The sequence below is a fragment of the Massilia brevitalea genome (assembly GCF_030711405.1).
GTDB classification, from domain to species: domain Bacteria; phylum Pseudomonadota; class Gammaproteobacteria; order Burkholderiales; family Burkholderiaceae_D; genus Telluria; species Telluria brevitalea.
In genome coordinates, this window is record NZ_JAULSI010000059.1 from 1 (window position 1) to 23,282 (window position 23,282).

The window sequence follows — 23,282 nt, forward strand, 5'->3', positions numbered from 1 at the left end:
ATTATTCGTTAAACGCGTTTACGATCAAACGGGACTTGACAACTATGGTGAAGCTTGATTGCGGCCGCGCTTTCGTAAGCCGATTTCCCCTTGAATATGATGATATTGTTCTCAATAATATTGTTTGGCCCGAAAAGATAAATTGCGGCATGGCCATTGCTCATCACTATCGTGCTATTGCGCACAACGTTTCCTTTGCCGCGCATTCCAATTCCAACCAGGCCAGCTGTAAAGTTTTTTCCACTGGTGTTTGCCTGGATCTTTATGGAGTCGATGATATTCTCAGTTAGCGGATAGTCACCTGCAGAGATTTTCTCGAGTTGTTCGTAGTCCTTTTTTGAAAATCGCATGTCGCCCGAATACTTTGTCATGAAATCAGCCAGCAAGCTGCCTTCCCTGAATGCCAGTTCGATGCCGCCCATCGTCCGTGTCGAAACAGTCCCATTTCTTATGGAGATATGGGAAGGTAGCTGTCCTTGCCTGTCGGTTTGTGGTAGCAGAATCCCGCTCATCCCTCCTGTTTCCGCAGTAAGAGAATGCTTTTGCAAGTCTATTTCAACATTGGATGAGCTTATCTGAATGATCGGGCTGCTCGCATATTTTTCCCCGTGTATATCGTAAAGACGAGGGCTCGTTATGTCATGTGGCAAACAATAGCGTCCAGGCTGTTCGATGAGTTCCGTAATGGTGATATCCATTTCTTTGGGATCGATTTGCTTTATCGGCTGGCAACCATCTTGAGCATGAGAATCGGGAAGGGTATATAACAGCGCGCACGAAAGTGCGATCTTATAAATGTCCATTGTTATTGACAGTTATTGGCCGGCAAGATGGTTCCAGAATAATCTTCTGGCTTGAGGGGGTTACCATTCGCGTTGCGCAAGTTTTTTGCCGATTGGTCTCTCCGATATTGGCGTTGTATTGGTCTGCGCCGCCTTGTTCGAGATCGATGTCCCGGGTACTGTCATCCGGATTGGTTGCCTTGTATTTCCATTCGTGCGGCACTGCCATATGAGGCAAGCGCAGCCAGGCAGGCAACTCCGTCTGCTTCAGATCCTGGCTGAGGCAATAGCTTCCTGGTCGGTAGAAACGAACAGACCAGCGCTCGAATGACGTTCCTTGAGAGGAAACCAAAGGCACGCAGGCACTAGGTGATGAATGCGCAAGCTGTTCCCAACTTGGCGCTGCAACAGCGGGTCCCGAGATCGTTCCGAGAGCGAACAGGAGTGAGCTGATCATTTCCATTCGCGTTTGGCAAAAACCGCTTTGCAGGCAGGCTCGAAGCGGCTGCCGCTTTCTTTCAACTCCAGGCCGCCGGTAAATGCCTTGGCCACGTCATCCTTCTCCGTCATGCCGTAAAAGGTGTTCTTCTCGACCGTGATTTCGCCGGTGTCGAAAACTGAAATGCCGCGCCGGTTGGCGCCGTCCTTGATGACGATCCGGTTGTTGCGAATGATCGCGCCATCGCCATGGTGCAGGCGAATGGGCGCATCGGCCTCACGGACCGGACTGGCGCCGTTTACAATAATTGTATTGTCTTCAATAATGGCATCCGGTCCGAAGAGCCAGAGCGCCGTACTACCATCGGTTTCGATCACGCAGTTGCGGATGATGGTGCCTGCGCCCTGGATATTGATGGCGCCCGCGTGCGCACGTGACGTGACGTTCAGCTCACGGGCATCGATATGCATGTTCTCAATGCGAATGTTGCGCTCGTGATAGTCTGCTGCCTTCGAGGGGCGCAAAGCTAACTGATTTTTGAAAATCCATTCCTTTCTTTCTCTGAACGAGTTGGATAAATTGAGCAGTTCTTCCTTTGATTTGCCCTTTATACTTGCTCTTTCAAGTGGATTCCCCATGTCCGACAAAATCGATAACTCATAGAATCCAGAATAGATACCAACCGATGATGTTGTACTCAGACGGCCGTTTTTGATTACCACCTGCTTTGGCTGCCGCGAATTGTAGTCAGCCTTGTAATTGGACTTGCCCCTATTCTCAATCCGGATGCCAAGACTGGCATTGCCGACGCGAACGGCATTATCCTGAAGGTCGACACGAATATTGTCGTGAGTAATATCCAAAGCCTCGGAGGGTCGGCCCGATCGCCTATCGATAAGGAATTCACTGTGGTCGCGAATCTCCAGATCGGCCTGGAGGCAATAACTCCCGGTCTGGCTCAACGCGATATTTTTATTCCTTTCCGGCAGCAACGGCTGGCATGCAGTATTTTGCGCATGGGCTTGTACGCCGTATTGCAAGAGCAAAGCTGTGCATGGTCCAATCATTGATGTGCGCAAGAACACTGGTAAGGAGACGGTCATTTCAGGGTGTAGGTCGAGTCACCATTGACGCGCACTTTCTGCTCGAAGCCTTTGAACGTGTTCCCTTCAATGAGCACATCTTTCGAGTCGAGCAGATTGATGGCCGCAGGCGCGCTGGCGAAGAGGCCGCCTTCGAAAATGAAGGTATTGTTTCGAACAATGGCGCCCTGTGCATCGCGGAGCTTCAAGGTTGCATCGAATGGCGTCTTGTCTCCCTTGCCGTGCACGATGAAGGTATTGTTCTCGATGACAGCATGCGGCCCGAACTGGAAGACTGCGACCCGGCTGTCGACCTCGATGACGCTGTCGCGCAAGACGTTGCCGCCTCCGCCCATCTCGATACCGCGCCCGCCGGCATGGATACTGACTTTTTCGATCAGGTAGTCGCTGTTCGCATACGTCGGCGCCCGTCCGTTCGCATCCCTTGGCGTCGGCACGTCCTCGCATTTCTTGAGTCCAACGGCACACTCCTGCTGCCATTTGACAGTCGGGGTTCTTTCGTAACGTTGCAGCAGAATGCCCTTGTTCAACCTGCTCCCGCGCGCCATCTCGATGCGGCCGTTGCGGATGGTCACGCCCAGTCCGCCCGAACGGTTTTCGATACCGACCATTTCATCTGGCTCCGCCGCCAGGCGATGGCCCTGCAGGTCGATGGTATACGTGCCCTTTCCACGGGGTTGGATACCTTTACTGCCGAAGGGAATAGAAATACTGATCAAGCCCTCGCTGCCGAACGATTTCCAGCCCCCGGCATGTATGTCGAACAGCCTGGTTGCCGACAGATCGCGCTGCAGACAATAATTGCCGGGTGCGTCGATATAACCCCTGTATCCGTAGTGCGCCCCATCCGTCACAGGGAGGGATACGCAGGTTGCCTCAGCCGCTGTGCTGTCCAGGGTTTGAAAAAGTAAGCAGGAGGCCAAAATCATCCGGCCTGGTCCCGGGTTGAATATATTCACTGCGTTTCCTTGGGATCCGGGTCTCTGGTCACAAGAGGCGCTTGTTGCATAGCCGGCCTGACTTCGACGGTGCTTTTCTCATCCAGGGTTCGATACAGGTTGGCCTTGCCCTCAACGGTATTCCCCTCCAAAACGACTCCTGCAGAGTTCCTGAATTCATCGCAACAGCTCCGTCGGGCCGGCCTTTGATCACGAAGCGGTTGTTGCGGATGACTGCGCCAAAGCCGTCCTCGACATACAGGGCAACTTGCGGCTCGCCGCCGGCGTCTGCCGGATCGCGTGCCGTCATGACGATCTCATTATCTTCGAACACCAGATTCGGACCGTAGAGGTTGACGGCTGCGTTGGCGCCGATGATCTTGCAGCGGCGGATGATGTTGTTCTTTCCCTGCATGAGCACCACGATCTGGTCGGAGGTCAGGGTCAGGTTTTCGAGCACATAATCGGTCGACTCATAGCGTTCGATGTCGCCACGTGAGTCGGTTAATCTGGCACCAAGCAGGAAATGTCCTCCAACCTTCTTTCCATCAAAGCGCTGGTTATCGCCGTTCCATCGATGTGCCATGATGACGGCAGGCTGAAACTTCGTGCTGATGCTGCCATTGCGCAGTGAAATGTTACGGGCGGCTTGCATACGAGGATGCTCTTTTCCATCAGTCCAGGCAGCAGCGCCGAGATGCATCATGCCTTGGCCAGCAGCGGTCGTCGTTACCATGCTGTGCCCTGCAAGATCGATCGAAACGTTGCCGGACTCCGACACCATCAAAGGATCGTGCGGCACTGCCATATGCGGCAAGCGCAGCCAGGCAGGCAACTCCGTCTGCTTCAAACCCTGGCTGAGGCAATAGCTTCCTGGCCGGTAGACACGAACAGACCAGCGCTCGAACGACGTTCCTTGCAAGGAAACCAAAGGCGTGCAGGCGCCCGGGGATGGCTGTGCAAGCTGTCCTGAACTTGGCGCGGCAACAGCGAGCCCGGAGATTGTTCCAAGAACGAACAGGATCGGGCTGATCATTTCCATTCGCGTCCGGCAAATACCGCTTTCCATGCCGGCTCGAAGCGACTACCGCTTTCTTTCATCTCCAGGCTTCCCGTGAAGGCCTTTGCTACATCATCCTTCTCCGTCATGCCGTAAAAGGTGTTCTTCTCGACGGTGATCGCGCCAGTGTCGAAAATAGAAATGCCACGCCGGTTGGCACCGTCCTTGATGACGATCCGGTTGTTGCGGATGATGGCGCCATCGCCATGGTGCAAGCGGATGGGTGCATCGGCTTCGCGTACTGGACTGGCGCCATGCACGATGATCGTGTTGTTTTCGATGACGAGCATATTCTTTGAATCGAGCAGATTGATACCCGCAGGCGCGCTGTGCGGAAGTCAGCATTCGGTTGTCATTTTCTGTTGCTGAACGAACTTTTCCCGGTCCGGTCGACAATTTGACTGAAACCCTCAAAGGTATTTCCTTCCAGTTGCACGTTACTGGAATCGATGAGTCTGATCGCCGGTGGTGCTTTCCTGAACCAGCCTTTGAAAACAAACCGGTTGTTTCGGACGACCGTGCCATTGGCATCCCACAGTGCTATCGCACCGTCGCTGGAAGCGGGAACGCCCTGTCCATGCACAATGATCGTATTGTTTTCAATCGTCCCACCCGGACCAAAGAGGGCGATACCGTTACGGCTGTCCACTTCGATCACGCTGTCTCGAATCGTGTTGCCGATGCCAACCAGCTGCACGCCCAGCCAGCCCGCGCGGATATTTATTTTGCTGACGACATGCTGCGTGGTGGTATAAGGCGGTGCCTTGCTCCAGGTGCCTGTTGCCGCGCCACGATCACACTTGACGTCCGCGTTGTCACAGGGCAGTCGTGCATAGGTCGTACGAGGACTCTGCAACATATGGAGGTCAATGCCGATATTCGGCTCGTCGGAGCCGGGCACGATGATCGTGCCATCGTGGATACGCACATGTGATATCGCGGTATTGGCCTTTATGCCTATCATGTGTTTTGCTGTCGCTTCGAGCCGATGGCCCTGCAAATGAATATCGAGGCCTGTCTCCATGAAGGCGGAAGGTGGTGCACCAAACTCGGGAGAGACGATACTCAGGAGTGCAGCGCCTTGAAACGTCCTCATGCTCATCGAATGGATATCGAAAGCCCGCGGTTGATCCAGATCGACATTAAGGCAATAATTCCCGACAGCCGGAACGCTGCCTCTTGTCCCGCCATTGATCCCCCTTGCCTCGACTGATTCGCAAGCCTGTGCCAATGCGATCGACAGGGCGCCATACCCCACCATGGCCACCCATATTTTCTTGATTATCGGTTGCATGACGGCAGAATCGTTCCCTGGTATTTTTTCTGGTCGAGTGCGTTTCCGTTTGCATCGCACAGATGCGTGTTCCGGTTACGCTCCCCCAGCACTTCGTTGTATGTATATTGCGTTGTCGCCCCCGGCCCTGCCCAATTGACCTGGATACCCCATACTGCGAGTGTCTGCTGCAGCAGGAGAAGCTTGCGGCTGGTGCTGGGCGCGGCCGGTATGAAGCCTTCCCCCTCATGCTCGGGAATGTCATTGAATTCTGCAAGAATCATTTCGAAATCGGCGAACCGTTTAGCCTTGCTCGGATCGCCCAGGGCACGCAATTTTGCATACACTTCGCGTTCCATCTGCAGCGTGCGTTCTTCGTTATGATTCCAGTTAAATGAACCATTTCCCAGAATGGGAGACAAATGGTCGTAGGTGTAGTCCGGATCGCTGCCATACCCGCCATGTCCCAGCCCGACTGACAGCTGGAACGGATGATTGTTCGAGTCGCGGTGCGCGAATGTATCCTCGAACGAATGCAGATATTCCCCCATGAGTTGCAATTGGGTGCAGCGAGGATTGCGGAGGTTGGCTTCCCTCCTGGAGGTCGCGATGGCCTGGCGCAGCCGGCGCAACTGGGCGTTCTCGGGAATATTTGCGAAAGCGGTATTGTCTACCGGCGTTCCGTAGTCGCGGACGCCTGCTCTCACCCATCCTGTGCCTGGATCGATGGTTGTCGGTACTGCGGTGAAATGATAGGTCAGCAGTCTGCGCCGGTGGTCTTCCGAGTCATCGAGGTGCAGAGGGCGTGTGTCGTCGTTATCGTCCACAAACTGCGCAGCAAGTGCCAGCGTTTGCGCATCGTCCAGGCTCATGCCTGCAGCCAGCGCCAGAAACATATTCATGTAATAGTGAATGTCGCTCTGATACAGGCCCAGGGTATCGGTATGCGTCAGCGGATTGCTGTCGACGTAGGCGTATGGATTGATACCGCCCGCCAGGCCGGTCGGGTCTGGCGTTGTGTAGCGCCCCAGCTCGGGATCGTAATCGCGCAGATAATTTTGGTGCAGGCCGGTTTCTGCATCGAATACCTGACCGGGGAGCCGAAGGTTCATCATGAATGGTTTGCCGGAGACGCCGTTCATGCTCGCGTGCATGACTGTGGTCTGGCCAAATGGCGACGTGCGGGCCTGCCATACAATCTCCTGCCGTGTGTCGGTCACCGCTTGCGGCGTTCCGAGGTGATCGGTGTGGATGGCATAGATCCGGGCAAGGCTTGCATCCGCTGGCGGATGTTCGCCGGCAGCCTTCATCAGGCCCCTGACACTCCGCCATACGGCATGAAACAGGCTTGGATTCGGCTCCATGTCGATCTTCGCCACCGGTTTGCCATCGACGTAAATGTAGTGTGCAGTGATATGTCCCTCACTGTCGGCTTCGGCACTCAGCCGCTGATTGCGATACAAGCTGTAGGTCGTGGCGGGTGTCATCTCGGTAGGCAGGGAAGTACGTACAACGGAGCCTGCTGAACTGCGCACCGCATATAGGGTCTTCGCGAAGCGTTCGCCATGCGCGTTGTAGGCATATCTTGCGATGACGTTTTCTCTGCTGTCATATACCGCAACCAGGCGGTTTGCCATGTCGTACTCGAAACGGCGGCTGGCGGCGGCCTGCGTGGTATTCGTCCTCACCGCGTCGAGCGTACTGAATCCAAGCCGGGCGAACGGCGCACCGCTATCTCCATACAACCAGGCATTGTCGAAAAGGCCCTGTTGTCCGCGCACCCCAGACGGCGTCCCATCGAGGTTGCCACCGCCCCACGGCAGCCGCACCCGCGCAACCAGCCGGTTGGTGCCATCCGCGTACAAATATTCGCGCGCACCAGGGACTGCTTGCGTATTATCAGCCGTCGCTTGCAGCAACCGATCAGGCCTGGCCTCGATACGGCGGTTCCCCCCTTTGTCGTAGCCATAGCGGACCACCTGGCCATCCGTGCCGGCGCCAATCAGGCGGTCATGGGCATCATAGGCATACTGCTCGTCCACTTGCCGGGACGACAGGTTCCCTGCACGTCCCAGGTTGCGCCTGATGCTGACCAAGCGACCTGCCTGGTCGAAGCGATTGGCCTGCGCATAGACCAAGTGTTCGGTTGGGGCGGTAGCATGGCCCAGCCAATCGCCGAGCCGCCCCAGCCACCCTTGTCTGGCAACCGGCATGCCTGTCGCCTTGATGGAAGTGAGCTGGCCACGCGCATCGCGCTCGATGCGATGCCTGACACCATTTCCGAATGTAAGGCCCGACAACCCGGCCGGTCCTTGTTTGATATCGGCAACGATCGTGTCTTCGTCGAACAGGATCGCGTTCAGGCCACCTCGGGATGCATAGCGATATTGCAGCCGATGGCCATCCGGCAGCACTTGCGTGTGCAAGCGTCCAGCTTCGTCATAGGTATTCGTCGTGACAAAACTCAGGCCTGTGGCATCGTTCTTGACGCCTGCTCGTGCAAACCAGCGTTTTTCTTCCAGGAGCTGGCCGAGCGCATCGTAGCGGTAGCCCGTTCTTTCGATGGCATGTTCCGCGTTGCCGTCCGGCGTCGCCACGATTTCGGTCAGGCGCTTGCCCACGTAGCGATAACGCGTCAGTTCCGGAATGGCGGTAGTGCCGACCGCAACCAATCGTCCCCGCAGGTCGTGGCGGTAACGGGTATCGTTGCCCTGTCCGTCAGAGCGTACCAGCAGGCGGCCAGCGGGATCGTGAAAGTACAATGTCACGCCGCGGTCCGGGCTTACTTCCAGCATGGGCCGGCCAAAGTCGTCGAAGCGGCGCAGCGTGGTGACGCCGTTGGCGTCGATCACCTTGATCTGGCGGCCGTGGGTATCGTAGGCGAAGCTGATCGAGGCGGCGTCCGGCGTGCCCGGTGCACTCGTGCGGCTCACTAACATGCCATTGTCATCGTAGTCGAAGCGGGTAGCGATGCCGAGCGGATTGCTGATCTCGGCGACGGCGCCGGCCGGGGTGAAGCTTGCATCGGCCGTCGTGCCCAGGCTGTCGTCCATACCGGCCACGCGGCCCGCCTCGTCGAGACGGTAGCGGGCCATGCTCACGCTACGGCCGCTGGCATCGAGCATGACCGTGGATGTCCGGCGTCCTTCAGTGTCGTACACGGCAGCCATGCTGGCGCCGTCCGGTAGCCATTTGCGTGTCATGCGTCCTGCAGCATCGTAGTCGAAGCGCTGGACCATGTCGCCTGGGTGGGTGGTACTGGTTAATTTTCCGTTCGTATCATAGGCGTAGTGGACGGTTTGCGACAACGGCAGACTCCCGTCGGCGGCTGTCCCTTCCACCCGCATTTCCTCGGGTTGCCCGCGCCAGTTGTATCGCACGCGTACGACCTGGGTGCCGTCAGCATCGGTAAACCGCGTCACGGTTGGGCGCAATGCCGCATCGCGCTCGAGCACCTCTGTAACGCCGCCTCCCGGCATGTCGGTGCGCATCGGCAGCTTGGTACGGCCATCGTAGCGGGTGAGGGTGATGTCGCTGTTGGCCGGGCCCGGCTTCGACGTCGCATTCGGCAGCGGCCCGTCGGCCGCCACGCGCTGGCCGTAATAGTCATAGCGGTAGCGGATGGTGCGCATGATCGTGCCGGCGGATCCCGTGCCTTCCAGCGTTGGCATGTAGCCCTGCTCGCTGACCTGGACCGGCAGACCAGCGAGCGCCGGACCTTGCGCATACTCGAACAAGGTCACGTAGAAACGGCCGGGAACCACGCTGGGCCGGAGGATGCGCGCGGGATAGGCGGCATCCGCCTCGTACTCGTAGCGCAGTTTCAAACGCGCCGGCAGGGCCTTGCCGCGTGTATAGGCGATGTCGCTGACCGAAGCCAGGCGTCCGCGCCGGTCGTATTCCTGGCGTTCGGAGGACAAGGGTTCGCCTGTGGCCGAGAGGCGCGTGGTGGTCTGCAGTCGCGCCAGCTCGTCGTAGGCGTAGCGTACATTGGTCTCGCCACAGCCCGAGCAGCCGGCGCCGCGTACCTCCAGCAGCCGGTACTCGCCTGCCAGGATCGCGTGGCGGAAAACGGTCTTGCGCCCCTGGCTGTTGGCCACGACCGTCTCGCCGTTGCCATACTCGAGCGTCACCTGGCCGATGCCGGTGCCGTCCGCCAGGCGCGCCGGCTGCAGCGGCTTGCCGTCGGCGCCGCGCGCCAGCCTGGCGGGCCAGCCGCGCACCGACAGGTTAGCCTTGCCGTTGATGTCATAGCCATAGGTGGCGATGCGCTGCCATGCAGCCTTGCCTGCCTTGCCGTTCACCAGTTCGCTGATGCCGGTGAGGAGGGTGGGGCGGTCGGCCTGTTCGTAATGGTAGGTGCGCGCGCCAACCGGCATGCCCACCTTGACCAGGTTGGCTAGCAGCAGGCGCTTGTCGATGTCGGCGCCGGCCGGCATGGTGCTGCCATAGTGGTAGGTAAAGCGGCCAACGGGACTGGCGATGCTTTGCACGCCGCGGAAGGCGTCGCCGGCGCGGGCCTGTTCCCGGCTCGGATAGCTCAGGTCGAGCCTACGGCCCTGCGGGTCGGTGACGCGGGTCAGCAAGCCCGCCGGGTCGTAGCGCAGGGAAATGAATTGCCCTCCCGGCGCCAGGATCTGCACCAGCTTGCCCTTGCTGTCGAAGCTCAGCTGGCGGCCATTCGTCCAGTGCCAGGTGTATTCCTCGCCGCGGTTCGTCTTGACGATGCTGACGGTGCCGTTGGCCGGATCGGCGCTGGCGCACAGGCTGGGGTCGCGCGGATCGCGGTTGAAGATGATGCGGCTGCCGTCGGCCTGCACGATTTGCACGGTGCGGCCCGATACGTACAGGTCGGTTTCGTAGGAGAGTTTCCAGCCTCGTCCGACCAGGTTGGTCGAGGCGCCNATCGCGGTTGAAGATGATGCGGCTGCCGTCGGCCTGCACGATTTGCACGGTGCGGCCCGATACGTACAGGTCGGTTTCGTAGGAGAGTTTCCAGCCTCGTCCGACCAGGTTGGTCGAGGCGCCGGACCCGCTTAGCGAGCTGTTGTAGTGGCGGATGATTTCCAGGCCCAGCGTACCGGGCAGTGGAGCCATGTCGACTTCACGCCCGTACTTGTTGCCGTTGATGACGTTGATCGGGTTGCCTGCGCCGAGGTTGATGCCGCTACTCCCGCCGATCATGGCCGGACCGCGGTTGGTGCAGGTTGCGCCGGCGTTACCGGGACCACAGGTGCCCGGCGGCGTTGGCGTACCCGGCGCGCAACTGCTGTTCGGCGGGCAGATCGGCGTGCCGGGGAAGCCAGGAATCGCGGCCTGGACGGAGAGACCGCCCAGCGGCAGCAGGGCGAGTGCGGCAAGAAGCCGGATGCAGGATGTACGCATGAATGTCCTCTCCATCACACCACCGGGCAGACCGGGCAATCCGCTCCCGTGCAGGGCGCGTTCGGGTCTACCGGATCGGGCGGCACTTCCTCGTTGCAGGCGATCCCGGTACAGGGCGGCGAGGGCGTGTCGCTCACCGGCGGGTCGCCCGGATTGGTCGGGTTGCCGCCGTTGCCGGCGCCCGGCGCACTGATCGGCGAGCCTTCGATGGCGTCGGACTGCATGTGCAGCGTCACGTTGGTCACCACCGGGATGAAGCCTTTCTGCACGATCTTGGTGTACGTCGGGTCGTTATGCGGATCGGCCGCCTTCAGGTAGGCGCTGAACAGGGTACGCGCCAGCGGAATGCGCGGCTCGTAGCCGTGGATGATGCGCAGCTTGAGCAGGTTGGCATCCTGGATGGTCTGGCCGGAGTTCGGCCTGATCGATTGGTCCTTGAAGGCCAGGCTGGCGTTCGGGATGACGCGCTTGCTGCCGGTGTTGTATTTGGCCTGCAGGCTGGGTTCGTTCCAGTCCTGGAAGCTTTCGGCGGTTGGGTTGATCAGCTCGACATCTTCCAGGGACACGTATCTGTCGGCCTTTGCCAGCGATGCCGCCAGTTCGGCGGCATTCGTACCGCCGCCATACAGCGGAATGAGCGCCCTCGTGAATTCCTGTCTGACGGTATTGATGTTCGCATTGCCCATGCTGCCGGCGCGCGCCGCCATGAAGCTGGCATGGTTGATCTGGTTCTTGGCGAAGAACAGCATGGCGTACTGGATCAGGCCGAGGCCGATCAGGGCCAGCATTGGCCCGACCACGACGAATTCGACCATCGCCAGGCCACCCTGGGCCTGCGCCCGCACGCGCGGCCGGACCGCGGGGGCCAGGACCGGATGCTCGAAGCGGTCGCCCGGCTTGACGCCGAGACGCTCGATGGCGCCGGCCGCCAGCTCCAGCGTGTGGCGCGCGCCTGAGCGCGGATCGGCGGCGCTGGCGCGCCAGGGTTTCACGCGCGGCACGCATTTCAGTACGGCGCCGGCGGCGTCGAGGTAGACCACGTCGATGGCCTGGCGCATGAAGGCGCAGTGCACGCTGGCGCAGCGCGTCAGGAGCAGGCCGGCGTCCGGCGCCAGCGGCGGCGCCAGCATCAGGCCGCGCAGGCGCGTCAGGAAACCGTCGGCCAGCGCCACGCGCAAGGGGTGGGCGCCGCTGGCCGTGTGCAGGAGGATGGGGCGCTCGTTCATGGTCTTACAGTCCGTCGTGGATGAATTTCATCGCGATCGGGAAGAACAGCACGATGAAGGTGCAGGGGAAGATAAAGGCGATCAGCGGGAACAGCAGCTTCACCGGGGCTTCCATCGCCAGCTTCTCGGCGCGCAGGAAGCGCTCGCTGCGGCGCTGGTCGGCCTGGGCGCGCAGCACCGGGCCCAGGTTCATGCCCATGCTCTCGGCCTGGATCACGGCGCCGGTGAACGAGCTGACCACCGATTCGTTGAGGCGTTCGGCCATGGCGCGCAGCGAGTCGGCGCGGCTTTTACCGGCGCGGATGTCGCGCAGCACGCGCTGGATCTCGTCGCGCAGCACGCCCTTCGGGCCGCGCGACACCGCCTGGCTGAGGGCGCCCTGCAGGTTCAGGCCGGCCTCCACGCACAGGGTGATGATGTCGAGGTAGAAGGGCAGGCTTTTCAGCAGTTCGCTGCGGCGCCGTGCCAGGCGGTCGCGCAGCCAGATCGCCGGATACACATAGCCGAAGGCGGCGCCGCTGCAGGCCGCCCACAGGTAGGCGCCGGCGCCGATGCCATGGGCCAGTGCGCCAGGGCGGTCGAAAGAGCCTAGGATCCAGCAGGCCAGCAGCGCCAGCAGCAAGGCCGCGACCAGGCGCGCCGCCAGGAACTGGCTGGGCGACAGCGAGAAATCCAGGCCGCCCTTGCGCAGCCTGGTTTGCGCCGCGCGGTGCGACTTGTCGGACACCAGCGGGTCGATGAAGTAGGCGAGCGCGTGGATCGGCCACCACAGCAGGCGAAAGCCGAGCGGCGGCGGGTCCTTGTACTCGCGGTCCTCGCGCGGCACGTTGACCACGGCGCGGCTGGCCAGCCAGCCGACCAGCGCCGCGGCCAGGCCGATCAGGCCGGCCAGCAACGGGAGCACGATATGCGAATGCGTCAGCAGAAGGTTTTGCATGGGGCGGTTCTTTTTCGAATGACAGTCAGACGTCGATGGCAACGATCCTGCGGATCACGTAGATGCCCAGGCCTTCGAGCACGGCGATTACCGCCAGCGTGGCCCAGCCGATGCGGTCGTGCCACAGGTAGGACATGGCTTCCGGTTCCATCTTGTTCAGCACCAGCATCAGCAGGATCGGCAGGGCGCCGACCACCCAGGCCTGCAGCTTGCCCTGGGCCGTGAGGGCGCCGATCTTGCCTTCCATTTGCAGGCGGCTGCGCACCGTGTGCGCGGTGCGTTCCAGCGTTTCGGCCAGGCCGCCGCCGGTCTCGGTGGCGATGCGCATCGCCGAGACCACCAGCGTGGTGGTCTGGGTCGGCACCCGGCGCGCCAGGTTGGACAGGCTTTGCTCGAGCTGCAGGCCGAGGCGCTGCTCGCGCAGCAGCAGGGTGAATTCCTGGCCCAGCGGGGCCGGGGTCTCGGCCACCAGCTGGGCCATGGCGGCGTTCAGGCCGATACCGGCGCGCATGCCGCCGGCCAGCATCATCAGCGCGTCCGGCAGCTGTTCCTCGAAGCGGCGCATGCGCCGGTTGCGCATCCAGGCGTACAACAGGCGCGGGAAGAAGGCCATCATCAGCAGCACCGGCACGGCCAGCAGGGCGCTGCCGGTGAGGATCGACACCAGCAGCGGCACCAGCGCCATGCTGGCCAGGTTGACCGCGAACAGCTTGCGCGGGTCGATGAACAGGAAGAACTCGCGGGCCCGGAAGCCGGCGCTCTTGGTAAAACTGGTGCGGTAGCGCTTCAGCGTCACCGTGCCCATGTCGATCAGGAACCAGGCCAGCACCGCGCTCGCCAGCGCGATGACGACCGTGTACGAGAGCAGGACGGTGGAGTTCATCGGCGCACCTCATCCAGGCGCACGTCCGGTATTTCGCTGGGGTGCTGGGTGAACAAATTCATCTCGAGTTCGGCGCCGGCAGAGCGCAGCTCCTCGTAGAAGGTCGGCACCATGCCGCAGCCGGTGAAGTAGCCCTGCACCTTGTGGTCGCCGCGTTCGCCGCCGTAGCCCTTGGTCACGAAGCGGAACACGTCCTGCAGCTGGATCTTGCCGCTTTCCATGCCGGTGATCTCGGTGATGCAGGTGACCTTGCGCGAGCCGCAGGCAAAGCGGGTCTGCTGCACCACCAGGTCGACTGCCGAGGTGATCTGCTCGCGGATCGCCGTCAGCGGCAGGTCCATGCCGGCCATCAGCACCATGGTTTCCAGGCGCGCCAGGCCGTCGCGCGGGGTGTTCGCGTGCAGCGTGGTGAGCGAGCCTTCGTGGCCGGTATTCATCGCCTGCAGCATGTCGAGCGCCTCGGCGCCGCGGCACTCGCCGACCACGATGCGGTCGGGCCGCATGCGCAGCGTGTTCTTCACCAGGTCGCGGATCGCCACCGCGCCCTTGCCCTCGACGTTGGCCGGGCGCGACTCGAGGCTGATCAAATGGTCGTGGTGCAGCTGCAGCTCGGCCGCGTCTTCCACCGTGATGATGCGCTCGCCGGCGGGGATGAAATTCGACAGGATGTTCAGCAGCGTGGTCTTGCCGGAACCGGTACCACCCGAGACGATGATGTTCTTGCGCGCCTCCACGCACACCTGCAGGAACTCCGCCATCTCCGGGCTCAGCGCGCCGAAGTCGACCAGGTCGCGCGCGGTCAGCTTGCGCTTGGCGAATTTTCGTACCGTCAGGGTCGGGCCCTTCAGCGCCAGAGGCGGGATGATGGCGTTCACGCGCGAACCGTCCTTCAGGCGCGCGTCGACCATCGGCGAGGATTCGTCGATGCGGCGCCCGAGCGGGGCCACGATGCGCTCGATCACGCCCAGCACCGCGCGGTCGCCGGTAAAGGTCAGCGGGTGGCGCTGCAGGCGGCCGTTGCGCTCCACGTAGATCTGGTCGTAGCGGTTGACCATGATCTCGGAGATGCTGTCGTCGCCCAGCAGTTCCTCGAGCGGGCCGAGGCCGATGGCTTCGTCGAGCACCTGGCGGCTCAGCACGCCCGGGTCGAGTTCGCGCGGCAGTTCGTTGCCAATCTCGCGCATGATCTCGGCGATCAGGGTGGCGGTTTCGGTGCGCAGCTGGGCGTCGGTCATGGCCGAGACGTCGCGCCGGCGCAGGTCGATGGTGTCGAGCAGCTTGTTGTGGATGCGCTTGCGCCACTCGAATTCGAGCTCCTTGACCGGCTGCGCCGACAGCACCATCGGGTAGCCCTCACGTGTCGACCCTTGTGCCGACCCTTGTGCCGCCCCCTGCGCCGGCGCCGGCTCCTCGGCCGGCGTGCGCTGGACTTCCTGCTGGGCGCGCGCGGCCTGCGCGCGCGATTCGTTCAGGGCGTCGGTGGCCTGCTGGTTGCGGTGCATCGCGGCGCTCGAGCGCGAGTTCGGCGCCGCCGCCTGCACCAGCACCGGCTGCTCGTGTTCCAGCACGCGCAGCCGGTAGGGACCGACGCCGATGATGTCGCCGCCGCGCAGCGGGCCGTGCTGGGTGTCGATGCGCTCCTCGTTGACGAACACGCCGCCAAAGGCGCCCATGTCTTCCAGCAGCACGCCGCCGGGCGTGCGGAACAGGCGCGCATGCTCGCGGCCCACGCGCCAGCTGTCGAGCCGGATCTCGTTGTCGCGGCCCTTGCCGATGACGCAGTCGTCCGGCGCCTGCAGCAGGCGCTGGGTGCCATCCGGGTCGGTGATCTCGATCTGCAGCATGATGTCTTCTCCTTACTGCGTGGCGCGTGGCGTGGCCGCGGCCGGTGCGGGTGCCGGCGCCGGATTCTGGGCCGGAGCCGGGGGCATGCCCTGGGCCGGTGCGCCCGGCACGCGGCCGGGGCGGTTCGAATCGCTGCCGGGCTGCAGCGGGTCGCTGAGGTAGGGCGAGCGGTCCAGGCGTTCCGACAGGCGTTCCGTGCTCTTCTGCACGCGCTCGACCAGGCCCGGGCTGCGCGAATCGACCACGGTCGGCGTCACGAACACGACCAGCTCGGTCTCGCGGTTCTGGTAGCGCTTCGAGCGGAACAGCGGGCCCAGGATCGGCAGGTTGCCGAGCAGCGGCACCTTGTCGACGTCGTCGCTGATGTTGCGCTGCAGGAGGCCCGACAGGACCATGGTCTCGCCGTCGCGGGTGTTGAACTCGGTCTTGGTGCGGCGCGTCAGCAGGGCCGGGCCGGACGCGGTCGACACCGACGGGTCGAGCGAGCTGACCTCGGACTCGATCACGGCGCGGATGATGCCGTCGCGCCCGACCTTCGGCTCGATGTCGAGCTTGATGCCGTACTGCTTGAACAGGATCGTCACGCCGTTCTGGTTCGACACCGAATACGGGAACTCGCCGCCGGCCAGGAAGCTGGCTTTGTAGCCGCTGCGCGCCGACAGCTGGGGCTCGGCCAGGACGCTGGCGGTGCCTTGCTGCTCCAGCAGGTTCAGCTGGGCCGACAGGCCCATGTTCAGCGCGCTCAGCACGTTCAGCGAGGTCGGCAGGGTGGCGGTGCCGTTGCTGTTGCCTGCACCCTGGCCTGGCGGCGGCGCGTCCGAGATCGGCAGGCCGTTGCCGTTGGCCGGGATGTCGATCATGTAGGGGCCGCTGTGGCCGCGGCGCGACGGCGCCCAGATCGCGCCGAACGCGGCGCCGCCGTTGGCGGCCCATTTCAGGCCGATCTCGCGCAGCTCGGATTTCGGGAACTCGACCACCTTCACGTCCATCATGACCATCTTTTCCCAGCCGATCGCGCTGGTGAAGTTGACGATCTGCGGATAGCGCTTGGCCAGCTCGGCCACCTTCTCGCGGTCTTCGTCGGACAGCGCGTTACCCTCGACGATGACCTTGTCGCCGACGATCGAGATCTTCGCATTCGGGATCGAGGCCAGGAAGGCCGCCACCTCGCGCGCCACGCGGGCGGTGTCGCCCTGCACGATATTCACCTTGATGCGCTGGTAGCGCCCATCCTCGTTCCAGATGAACAGGGTCGAGCTGCCGGCGCCGTTGGCGAACAGGATGGTTTCCTTTTCGTCGAGGGCGGCCGCCGACAGGATCGAGCCGTTGCCGACCGCGATGCGGGCCACGCCCGGCGTCGGGAACACGCGCGACTCGCCGACGTACATGTCGATTTCGGGGATCTGGCTGTCGTCCTCGGTCTTCTTCACCGGCGCGTACGGCGCCTTGGCAGTGTCGCGCCGTGCGCCCGGTTTCGCGCGCAGGATTTCGCCGGCGGTGTCGCGCCGTACCATGGCGGGGTCGGGGACGGTGGCGCCGCTGATCGGCGCGGGCGCCAGTGCCGGCGAGGTGTGCGCCGGAATCGACTGGGCGGTGGAGGCGGTGTAGGTGCCGGAGCAGGCCAGGCCCAGGCAGATGGCGACGGCGCTGCGCAGCTGAGCGCCGGATGGCCGGTGGATGGTCAGGATGGTCGATGTCATAAGGGCTGGTTGGTGGGAAGTTATCGCCGCGGCCGTGCTGCCCGGCCGCGGCGCGGGATCAATATGCTGCTTGTGCGACGACGGGAGCCGCGGCCGGGGCCCCAGCTGGAGCGGGGGCCGGCGCTGCTTCCGCTTCCGGCGCCGCTGCCGGGCGCTGGCCGAGGCGCAGGGCCTCGGGCGGCGCCGACTTCAGGTTGCCGCCGTAGAGCACCGGCACCTGGCGCGCCACGCGCACGCGGCGCACGCCCTGCGGCGCCGGGTTGGTCAGGCCCAGCAGCGCGGCCACGTCGTACTGGCCGGCAATCGCGGTCTTGTCCTGCGGGTTGCGCAGCAGGGCGGTCAGCTTGCCGGCGTCGCGCGCGGCGATCAGGAGCCGCGCCTGCTCGGGCGTGGTGTCGATCGTGACGGTGGAGTACTGGCGCTGGTTGCCGGTCTTCGGGTCGTCCTGCGAACGCTGGCCGGTGGCCATCACGGCCACGTTCTGCATCACCGGGAAGGTCAGCTTCTTGCCGTTGCGGTCGACCGTGGCCAGCAGGTCGACGGTGTCGCCCGGCTCCAGCATGCCGGAGATCGAATTGATCTCGTCGACCGGCACCGTCATGGCGCGCCGTCCAGCGGCGACATTCGCCGAGAAGGTCGGCACGCGCGCGGTTTCCATCAGGCCCCAGAGGATCATTTCGCCACTCTTGACCGGATAGGCCAGGCGCTGGCCGTCGACGCGCTCGAAGTCTTCGGGCGAGAGTGCGACCGAGTGCGCGAACTCGGCCGGGATCGGGCGCAGCGCCATGTTCTCGGCCGAGAGCACTTCGCCCTTCGGGATGTCGTTCTTGGCGACGATGACGGTGATGGTCTTGCCCTTGGCGCTGTTCTCGATGGCCTGCATCTGGCGGTTCAGGTAGCTGCGGGCGGACATGGCGGCCAGGCCGCCGATGGCCAGGGCGACCAGCAGCAGGGCCCAGGTACGGTTCGGCCGCAGGCGGCGGATATTGGTGACGGTGGCAGTGGCTTTGGCTGCGAGGTTCATGGTTTACGTTGGCAAGGAAATGGAATGGGTAAAGCGCTGGTAGGCTTTTTCGAAGCCGTCGAGCAGGATCTGGACCGCGCTGCGATTGGCGCCGCCGTCGCCGCTGCCGGGAATCGGCACGAACAGGGCCAGCGCCAGGGCGGCGCAGACGACGACGTACTCGATCGCCGACTGGCCACGCTGGCGCGCACGTCCCGGGGATGGAACATGGCATTGCTTCATTTGATCTCCTCCACGAGGTTGACGGTCTGGATCACGATGGTGCTGCCCGCTTCCTCGGCGGGGCGGATGACGGCCATGGCTTCCTTGTCCTTGCCCTTGAAGAACAGGGTGCGGCCGTTTGCCACTTCGGCCGGCACATCGCGCGCCTGCCTTGCATTCGGCTGGGCTTCGCGTTCGAGCAAATAGCCTTCGGCTTCGAGTCGCTTGACCAGGTGGTCGCGGTTCAGTTGCTGGCTGTGGCCGTTTTCGGCCATGATGTAGGCCGTGGCGCGGCCGCGCTCGGTGGAGCTGAGCTGGTTCACCAGGCGGCTGCCGGTGGGCAGGCGCGCCAGCATGCGCTCGTTGATGGTGCGCGTGGCATCGCGCCGGTCGTAAGCCGTCTTCAGGTTCGAGACGGTAACGGTGCCGCGCGTGCCGCCCCCTTCGGTTGGCAGCGCTTCGAGCAGCACCGAGACGTAGTAGTCGCCCTGCGCCCGGCCCAGCACCAGCTTGCCCAGCAAATGGTTCTCGACCAGCGGCTGGCCCAGGCTCTTGCGGAACCACGCTGCCGTTTCCAGTGGTGCGCTACGGGTGACGAAGCCTTGCAGGCGCATCGGCATGCCGTTCACGGACATCTGTTCGCCGACCTGGTAGGCGGTGGCGCCGGACGGCAACGCCACCTTCGGCCAGGATGCGGCGGAGGCCGCGTGGGCGATGGCTGCCGCGCCCAGCAGGCCGGCAAAGGCGCACACGCGCGCCAGGACACGAACCTGCGCCAGCTGGCGGGCGAGGTGGCGCATCACTGACGGCCCCCGCCGCGGACAATGCGGTCCGCCGGCACTACTTCTTTCCAGTAATCGAGCTCGCCGAGTTTCGGGCCGCAGTTGGAGAGGCAGCCGGAGGGAATTTCCAGCAGCACGGCGGCAGCCTCGACCACTGGCGGGACGGCATTAAAGATGGGCAGGTTGAAGGTCGAGCCGGCGTTGATTTCGGCGCTGTCGATGCGGCTGGCGACCTGGTCGGCATCCCTGGCAGTCCAGCCGTCCGGCACCAGGGCCACGTGACGCCGGATCACCAGGTCGAGCGACTTCAGGCGGTCATAGCTTTTTGTCGGTCCGACCAGCGAGTCCGGCAGGTTGGCCACGCTCACGCTGACGTTGCCGCGGAAGACGCCGCGCGCATCGAGGTCCATCGCTTCGTGGCGCATGAAGGCGGTGCCGTCGGCAGTCCCGCGGAAGCCCGCGTTGCGGTCGGTACTCGCGCTCTCGCCGAAGCTGATGCGCACATCGTTGTCGAAGCTGCGGATCAAGGCATTGTCGAGCGGGTCGCGCCAGAACAGGTTCTGGTGGGCCTTGAAGTCTCCCGGGATATCGTCCGTCTTGATCGGCGCCGCGGGGTTGCTGAAGAAGCGCCGCCGCACTTCACCGGCGAGCTGTTCGTTCGGCTTCCAGCCGGTGGTCGCGTCGTTGCGCACGGTCGCGTCGAAGGCCACGTAGCGCGCGGCCATCTCGGTGGCATGGGAAATGTCCTGGTACTTGGCGATCATCGGCAGCAGCAGCAGGAAGGGAATCAGCACCAGGGCCAGGCCGAGGAACTCGACCAGGGCTTGGCCGCGGGCACCGGCCGGGAGGGCAGGGCGGCGCGCAATCATGTGCGCTCCGCCGTGATCGTGTAGCCGCCGCCCTGGTAGGGTGCGAAGATGGCCGGGTCGGTTTTCATGTCCAGCCTGGCTTCCACCGCAGTCGAGCTTTCCTTGCCGACGGTGCGCTGCAGCGTCACGCCTTCGACGCCGACGGTAGGGATGAAGCTGCCGGCCTTGCTGACACAGCCCTGAATGCCTGCCATCCCCTGTACCATCTCGCACGCATGGCCGGCAATGTTGCGTTTCGCGCCGCCTGCCGGGGCGGGCGCGCCGCTCAGCCGGCGCAGGACGGCCATGCGTTCGGCCAGGCGCGGATCGGCCTCGAGCGCAGCCCGGGTTTTTTCCATCTGCTCGCGCCCTGGCGCGGGTGGATTGGCCGCGGCATCGGCGTGGGCGCGGGCATCGCACACCCCGCGTGCGGTCTTGCGCACCAGGTCGATCTCGCATTCGCCCTTGGTCGAGCGCAGCACGGCGTTGCGTTCTTCGGTTTCCACCAGGCTGCAGTCGTCGGCCATGCGCACCGTGTAGGCGATTGTGTACAAGATCCGCCGGTTCGGCGCGGAATACTCGAATTCATTGACGCGCAGGGCCTGCTCCGGGAACTCGGCAGGCGCGCGCACCGGCCGGCCGAGGCGAGAGTTGGCCGCGATGCAGAAGGTAACCTTTTGCTTCAGGTCGTCGAGTTGGGATTTGACGCCAGGGCTGTCACGGTAGTCGTCCTTCAGGTGCGCGTAATGCACGGTGACCGGCTTGTTACCCGGCTTGAGTGCCAGGTGCGGAGCAGATGCCGTGTCGACGCGCCGTTCGACGGACGTGGCGGCATGTGCAGGCGCACTTGCCAGGCACGCAGCAAGCGACAGGGCGAGCGACAGCGCCAGCGGCGCAGCAGCATGCAAACAGCTAGGGACAGATTTCATGGTGTTGCTCCTTGCCGCGCGACGGCGGCGGCCACCGATGCGGCCGAATTGCCAACCAGGTGGACTTGCCAATAGGGATTGAACAAACTGCCCAGTTCGGTAGAACCATCCAGGCGCTCGTGATCGAAAAACACCTCCGAAGTCGCAACCGCCGCCAGCACGCCGCCGGCGGCGGCGCTGTCGAATACTTCCAGCCGGCCGGTCGGCTTGATGCCTGATTTGTTGCCCGAGGTTTTGGTCTCGCCATTGGCGCGCGTCAGGCGGATCGCAAACCGGAGGCGCGCCTCGCGCTTGTCAGGATCGGCATTCGAAGGTTTGTAGCCGAGCGCGGTATCGGACAGCTCGTAGAACTCCGGCACGCCGCTGTAGCGCCATGCCGCCGACGCCGATGCTTGCCGGCTGCCGCTGCCGAGTCCGTAGGTCCTGGTGGTCCGGCACCTGGGAATGATGCCGCGCCAGGCGCGCACCCTGAAGTTGGCGCTGTCGTTCGCTTGCCAGGAGTTGTAACCATTCAGCACGGTCCTGCCGGTGCGCGTGGCTTCGCCGATCGGGATACTGCATGGCCATGGCGACTTGGAGTCCCAGGCGCGCTCGCGTACGAAATTGTCCTTGTATACGGCTTCTTCGATGGCTGCCTTCATGCGTGCGCGCTCGTTGCCGTTGGTGCGGCGCTTGTTGATGAAGGGCCTGTTGTCGTCGAAAACGTTCCAGTCATCCTTCAGCGGTACGGTATCGACCGAGACGCGGCTGCCGTCGCCATAGTTGGCCTCGGCGACATCGTTCATCACGGACAGGCGTGCGGCCGTGACGCCGAAGAACATCAACGTCTGCATGGCTTTCAGCTGCTCCTTGGCGAGTTCGGCACGCATGACGATCGCAGCGCCAACATTGGCTCCATTGAATGCCGTGTTGGCATACTCGACCGCGACATAGCCGGCAGGGTAGGACAGTGCATAGCACAGCGGAATGTACTCGAGCGTCGCCAGGGCGACGGGAACGGAATATTGGGTATAGCAAGCCAGCGGACGGACACCGCGGACGTGACCCTGCGCATATTGCAGCCACGACGAAATACTGACCATCTGCGCGATGGCGGCTTCGTTGGCGATCAGCGCACGATTGGTATAGGCGCCGAAATTCAGCGCGCGCGCATGCATGACGCCAGCACTATAGGCCACGGCATCGGCAGTATTCACGAGCTTGGTTTTCTCAGCGGTCATCTGGCCGGTGTTAAACAGATAAAAGGTGGCGACGGCCGCGCCGAGCAGGACGAAAATGCCGAAGATCATGGCCTGGCCGCGTTGCCGCAGAGGCAGGCGCGAACGGCGCATTGGCGAAGTGGATGGAATCATCGTGCAGGCGGTACCGGGACCGTCATGCCGCCGGGGCGGCATGACGGGTGAGGCATTGCGGCGCAATCGGATCAATTGCTTATTCAGTACCAGCCGAACCAGCTTCGTCCTGGTTACCGTAGGTCGACAGCGAGCGTTTTTTCTTGGCGACGGTAGCGGCTTCGGCGCCGGCATCCTTCGCTTCATCGATGTCCGATTGGGCGTTATTACCGCCGACCTCGCTGGCAATCGCACCCATCTGGCCGCGCACCGTGGTGCCGAACAGCTGGGTCACAGCGATTGCTGCAACGGCGATCAGGGCCACGATGATGATGTATTCGGTCATGCCTTGACCGGTTTGCGTGCGCTGTCTGCGCAGACGCAGTTTCAGGAAATTGAGAGGGGTTCGCATTAGAGCCTCCGAGTTGATGGAGGTCAAAGGCTAGCATCGCGAATTTTCCTGCTCAACCGCAGTTCAATTGAATTGGGTAATTAAATCATGCACTTGTGAAATTTCATTTCCGAAACGGAATCAGGGATATGTAAATACCTGGCAGTCTCTAAAACCAAGTGCAACACTCTTTCCTGTAGAGTGC

20 protein-coding genes and 1 pseudogene are annotated in these 23,282 nt (G+C 62.8%); all 21 read right to left on the reverse strand.

What is annotated here, in order from left to right; translation table 11 throughout:
• Positions 1–8: 8 nt before the first annotated feature.
• The 21 genes and pseudogenes from QWL29_RS24180 to QWL29_RS24280 all read right to left on the reverse strand — a co-directional run bounded on the left by QWL29_RS24180 (position 9) and on the right by QWL29_RS24280 (position 23,098).
• Positions 9–803 carry a hypothetical protein gene (locus QWL29_RS24180; protein ID WP_305825404.1) on the reverse strand — a complete coding sequence of 265 codons (795 nt, stop codon included), beginning with the start codon at positions 801–803 and terminating at the stop codon, positions 9–11.
• Positions 790–1,245, reverse strand: a complete 456-nt coding sequence (locus QWL29_RS24185; protein WP_305825405.1) for a hypothetical protein — start codon at positions 1,243–1,245, stop codon at positions 790–792. Before QWL29_RS24185 ends, QWL29_RS24180 begins: the two co-directional genes overlap by 14 nt.
• Positions 1,236–2,324 (reverse strand): right-handed parallel beta-helix repeat-containing protein, encoded by a 1,089-nt coding sequence (locus QWL29_RS24190; protein ID WP_305825406.1) that lies wholly within the window; start codon positions 2,322–2,324, stop codon positions 1,236–1,238. Before QWL29_RS24190 ends, QWL29_RS24185 begins: the two co-directional genes overlap by 10 nt.
• Complete coding sequence (locus tag QWL29_RS24195) at positions 2,321–3,283, reverse strand: right-handed parallel beta-helix repeat-containing protein (RefSeq protein WP_305825407.1); 963 nt, start codon at positions 3,281–3,283, stop codon at positions 2,321–2,323. The genes QWL29_RS24190 and QWL29_RS24195 overlap by 4 nt, the downstream gene beginning before the upstream one ends.
• A gap of 28 nt (positions 3,284–3,311) precedes the next feature.
• A complete protein-coding gene (locus QWL29_RS24200; protein WP_305825408.1) occupies positions 3,312–4,304 on the reverse strand; it encodes a right-handed parallel beta-helix repeat-containing protein in 993 nt (330 codons plus the stop codon).
• Positions 4,295–4,612, reverse strand: coding sequence for a hypothetical protein (locus tag QWL29_RS24205; RefSeq protein ID WP_305825409.1), 318 nt, complete (start codon positions 4,610–4,612; stop codon positions 4,295–4,297). The genes QWL29_RS24200 and QWL29_RS24205 overlap by 10 nt, the downstream gene beginning before the upstream one ends.
• Before the next feature lie 62 nt (positions 4,613–4,674).
• A complete protein-coding gene (locus QWL29_RS24210; protein WP_305825410.1) occupies positions 4,675–5,616 on the reverse strand; it encodes a right-handed parallel beta-helix repeat-containing protein in 942 nt (313 codons plus the stop codon).
• A complete protein-coding gene (locus QWL29_RS24215; protein WP_305825411.1) occupies positions 5,604–10,424 on the reverse strand; it encodes a DUF6765 family protein in 4,821 nt (1,606 codons plus the stop codon). The genes QWL29_RS24210 and QWL29_RS24215 overlap by 13 nt, the downstream gene beginning before the upstream one ends.
• Positions 10,425–10,521: 97 nt before the next feature.
• Positions 10,522–10,995, reverse strand: a pseudogene (locus tag QWL29_RS26870) (DUF6531 domain-containing protein); the annotation flags it as partial.
• On the reverse strand, positions 10,995–12,206 hold the full coding sequence (locus QWL29_RS24225) for a DUF192 domain-containing protein (protein ID WP_305825412.1): 1,212 nt from the start codon (positions 12,204–12,206) through the stop codon (positions 10,995–10,997). The pseudogene QWL29_RS26870 and the gene QWL29_RS24225, both read right to left, overlap by 1 nt.
• Before the next feature lie 4 nt (positions 12,207–12,210).
• Positions 12,211–13,143: a type II secretion system F family protein gene (locus QWL29_RS24230; protein WP_305825413.1), complete on the reverse strand. Its 933-nt coding sequence runs from the start codon at positions 13,141–13,143 to the stop codon at positions 12,211–12,213.
• 25 nt (positions 13,144–13,168) lie between these two features.
• A complete protein-coding gene (locus tag QWL29_RS24235) occupies positions 13,169–14,026 on the reverse strand; it encodes a type II secretion system F family protein (protein ID WP_305825414.1) in 858 nt (285 codons plus the stop codon).
• The gene (locus QWL29_RS24240; RefSeq protein ID WP_305825415.1) at positions 14,023–15,870 is read right to left on the reverse strand and encodes a TadA family conjugal transfer-associated ATPase; all 1,848 of its coding nucleotides are present in this window, start codon (positions 15,868–15,870) and stop codon (positions 14,023–14,025) included. The genes QWL29_RS24235 and QWL29_RS24240 overlap by 4 nt, the downstream gene beginning before the upstream one ends.
• A 12-nt stretch (positions 15,871–15,882) precedes the next feature.
• A complete protein-coding gene (locus QWL29_RS24245; RefSeq protein WP_305825416.1) occupies positions 15,883–17,571 on the reverse strand; it encodes a type II and III secretion system protein family protein in 1,689 nt (562 codons plus the stop codon).
• A 58-nt stretch (positions 17,572–17,629) separates the two neighbouring features.
• Positions 17,630–18,595, reverse strand: a complete 966-nt coding sequence (gene cpaB / locus QWL29_RS24250) for a Flp pilus assembly protein CpaB (protein WP_305825417.1) — start codon at positions 18,593–18,595, stop codon at positions 17,630–17,632.
• A gap of 3 nt (positions 18,596–18,598) precedes the next feature.
• The gene (locus QWL29_RS24255) at positions 18,599–18,817 is read right to left on the reverse strand and encodes a hypothetical protein (RefSeq protein WP_305825418.1); all 219 of its coding nucleotides are present in this window, start codon (positions 18,815–18,817) and stop codon (positions 18,599–18,601) included.
• Positions 18,814–19,596 (reverse strand): hypothetical protein, encoded by a 783-nt coding sequence (locus QWL29_RS24260; RefSeq protein ID WP_305825419.1) that lies wholly within the window; start codon positions 19,594–19,596, stop codon positions 18,814–18,816. Before QWL29_RS24260 ends, QWL29_RS24255 begins: the two co-directional genes overlap by 4 nt.
• Positions 19,596–20,447: a hypothetical protein gene (locus tag QWL29_RS24265; protein WP_305825420.1), complete on the reverse strand. Its 852-nt coding sequence runs from the start codon at positions 20,445–20,447 to the stop codon at positions 19,596–19,598. The genes QWL29_RS24260 and QWL29_RS24265 overlap by 1 nt, the downstream gene beginning before the upstream one ends.
• Positions 20,444–21,355: a hypothetical protein gene (locus QWL29_RS24270; protein ID WP_305825421.1), complete on the reverse strand. Its 912-nt coding sequence runs from the start codon at positions 21,353–21,355 to the stop codon at positions 20,444–20,446. The genes QWL29_RS24265 and QWL29_RS24270 overlap by 4 nt, the downstream gene beginning before the upstream one ends.
• On the reverse strand, positions 21,352–22,773 hold the full coding sequence (locus QWL29_RS24275; protein WP_305825422.1) for a pilus assembly protein TadG-related protein: 1,422 nt from the start codon (positions 22,771–22,773) through the stop codon (positions 21,352–21,354). The genes QWL29_RS24270 and QWL29_RS24275 overlap by 4 nt, the downstream gene beginning before the upstream one ends.
• Positions 22,774–22,786: 13 nt before the next feature.
• Positions 22,787–23,098, reverse strand: coding sequence for a pilus assembly protein (locus QWL29_RS24280; RefSeq protein WP_305825423.1), 312 nt, complete (start codon positions 23,096–23,098; stop codon positions 22,787–22,789).
• Between the last annotated feature and the right edge of the window lie 184 nt (positions 23,099–23,282).

What these genes read in the sequence shown, in the direction of transcription:
- QWL29_RS24185 (WP_305825405.1), bottom strand. Translation starts at nt 1,245, where the DNA reads ATGGAAATGATCAGCTCACTCCTGTTCGCTCTCGGAACGATCTCGGGA.
- QWL29_RS24270 (WP_305825421.1), bottom strand. Translation starts at nt 21,355, where the DNA reads ATGAAATCTGTCCCTAGCTGTTTGCATGCTGCTGCGCCGCTGGCGCTG.
- QWL29_RS24205 (WP_305825409.1), bottom strand. Translation starts at nt 4,612, where the DNA reads ATGCTCGTCATCGAAAACAACACGATCATCGTGCATGGCGCCAGTCCA.
- QWL29_RS24255 (WP_305825418.1), bottom strand. Translation starts at nt 18,817, where the DNA reads ATGAAGCAATGCCATGTTCCATCCCCGGGACGTGCGCGCCAGCGTGGC.
- cpaB (WP_305825417.1), bottom strand. Translation starts at nt 18,595, where the DNA reads ATGAACCTCGCAGCCAAAGCCACTGCCACCGTCACCAATATCCGCCGC.
- QWL29_RS24240 (WP_305825415.1), bottom strand. Translation starts at nt 15,870, where the DNA reads ATGCTGCAGATCGAGATCACCGACCCGGATGGCACCCAGCGCCTGCTG.
- QWL29_RS24280 (WP_305825423.1), bottom strand. Translation starts at nt 23,098, where the DNA reads ATGCGAACCCCTCTCAATTTCCTGAAACTGCGTCTGCGCAGACAGCGC.
- QWL29_RS24235 (WP_305825414.1), bottom strand. Translation starts at nt 14,026, where the DNA reads ATGAACTCCACCGTCCTGCTCTCGTACACGGTCGTCATCGCGCTGGCG.
- QWL29_RS24200 (WP_305825408.1), bottom strand. Translation starts at nt 4,304, where the DNA reads ATGGAAATGATCAGCCCGATCCTGTTCGTTCTTGGAACAATCTCCGGG.
- QWL29_RS24260 (WP_305825419.1), bottom strand. Translation starts at nt 19,596, where the DNA reads ATGCGCCACCTCGCCCGCCAGCTGGCGCAGGTTCGTGTCCTGGCGCGC.
- QWL29_RS24230 (WP_305825413.1), bottom strand. Translation starts at nt 13,143, where the DNA reads ATGCAAAACCTTCTGCTGACGCATTCGCATATCGTGCTCCCGTTGCTG.
- QWL29_RS24265 (WP_305825420.1), bottom strand. Translation starts at nt 20,447, where the DNA reads ATGATTGCGCGCCGCCCTGCCCTCCCGGCCGGTGCCCGCGGCCAAGCC.
- QWL29_RS24180 (WP_305825404.1), bottom strand. Translation starts at nt 803, where the DNA reads ATGGACATTTATAAGATCGCACTTTCGTGCGCGCTGTTATATACCCTT.
- QWL29_RS24210 (WP_305825410.1), bottom strand. Translation starts at nt 5,616, where the DNA reads ATGCAACCGATAATCAAGAAAATATGGGTGGCCATGGTGGGGTATGGC.
- QWL29_RS24190 (WP_305825406.1), bottom strand. Translation starts at nt 2,324, where the DNA reads ATGACCGTCTCCTTACCAGTGTTCTTGCGCACATCAATGATTGGACCA.
- QWL29_RS24245 (WP_305825416.1), bottom strand. Translation starts at nt 17,571, where the DNA reads ATGACATCGACCATCCTGACCATCCACCGGCCATCCGGCGCTCAGCTG.
- QWL29_RS24225 (WP_305825412.1), bottom strand. Translation starts at nt 12,206, where the DNA reads ATGAACGAGCGCCCCATCCTCCTGCACACGGCCAGCGGCGCCCACCCC.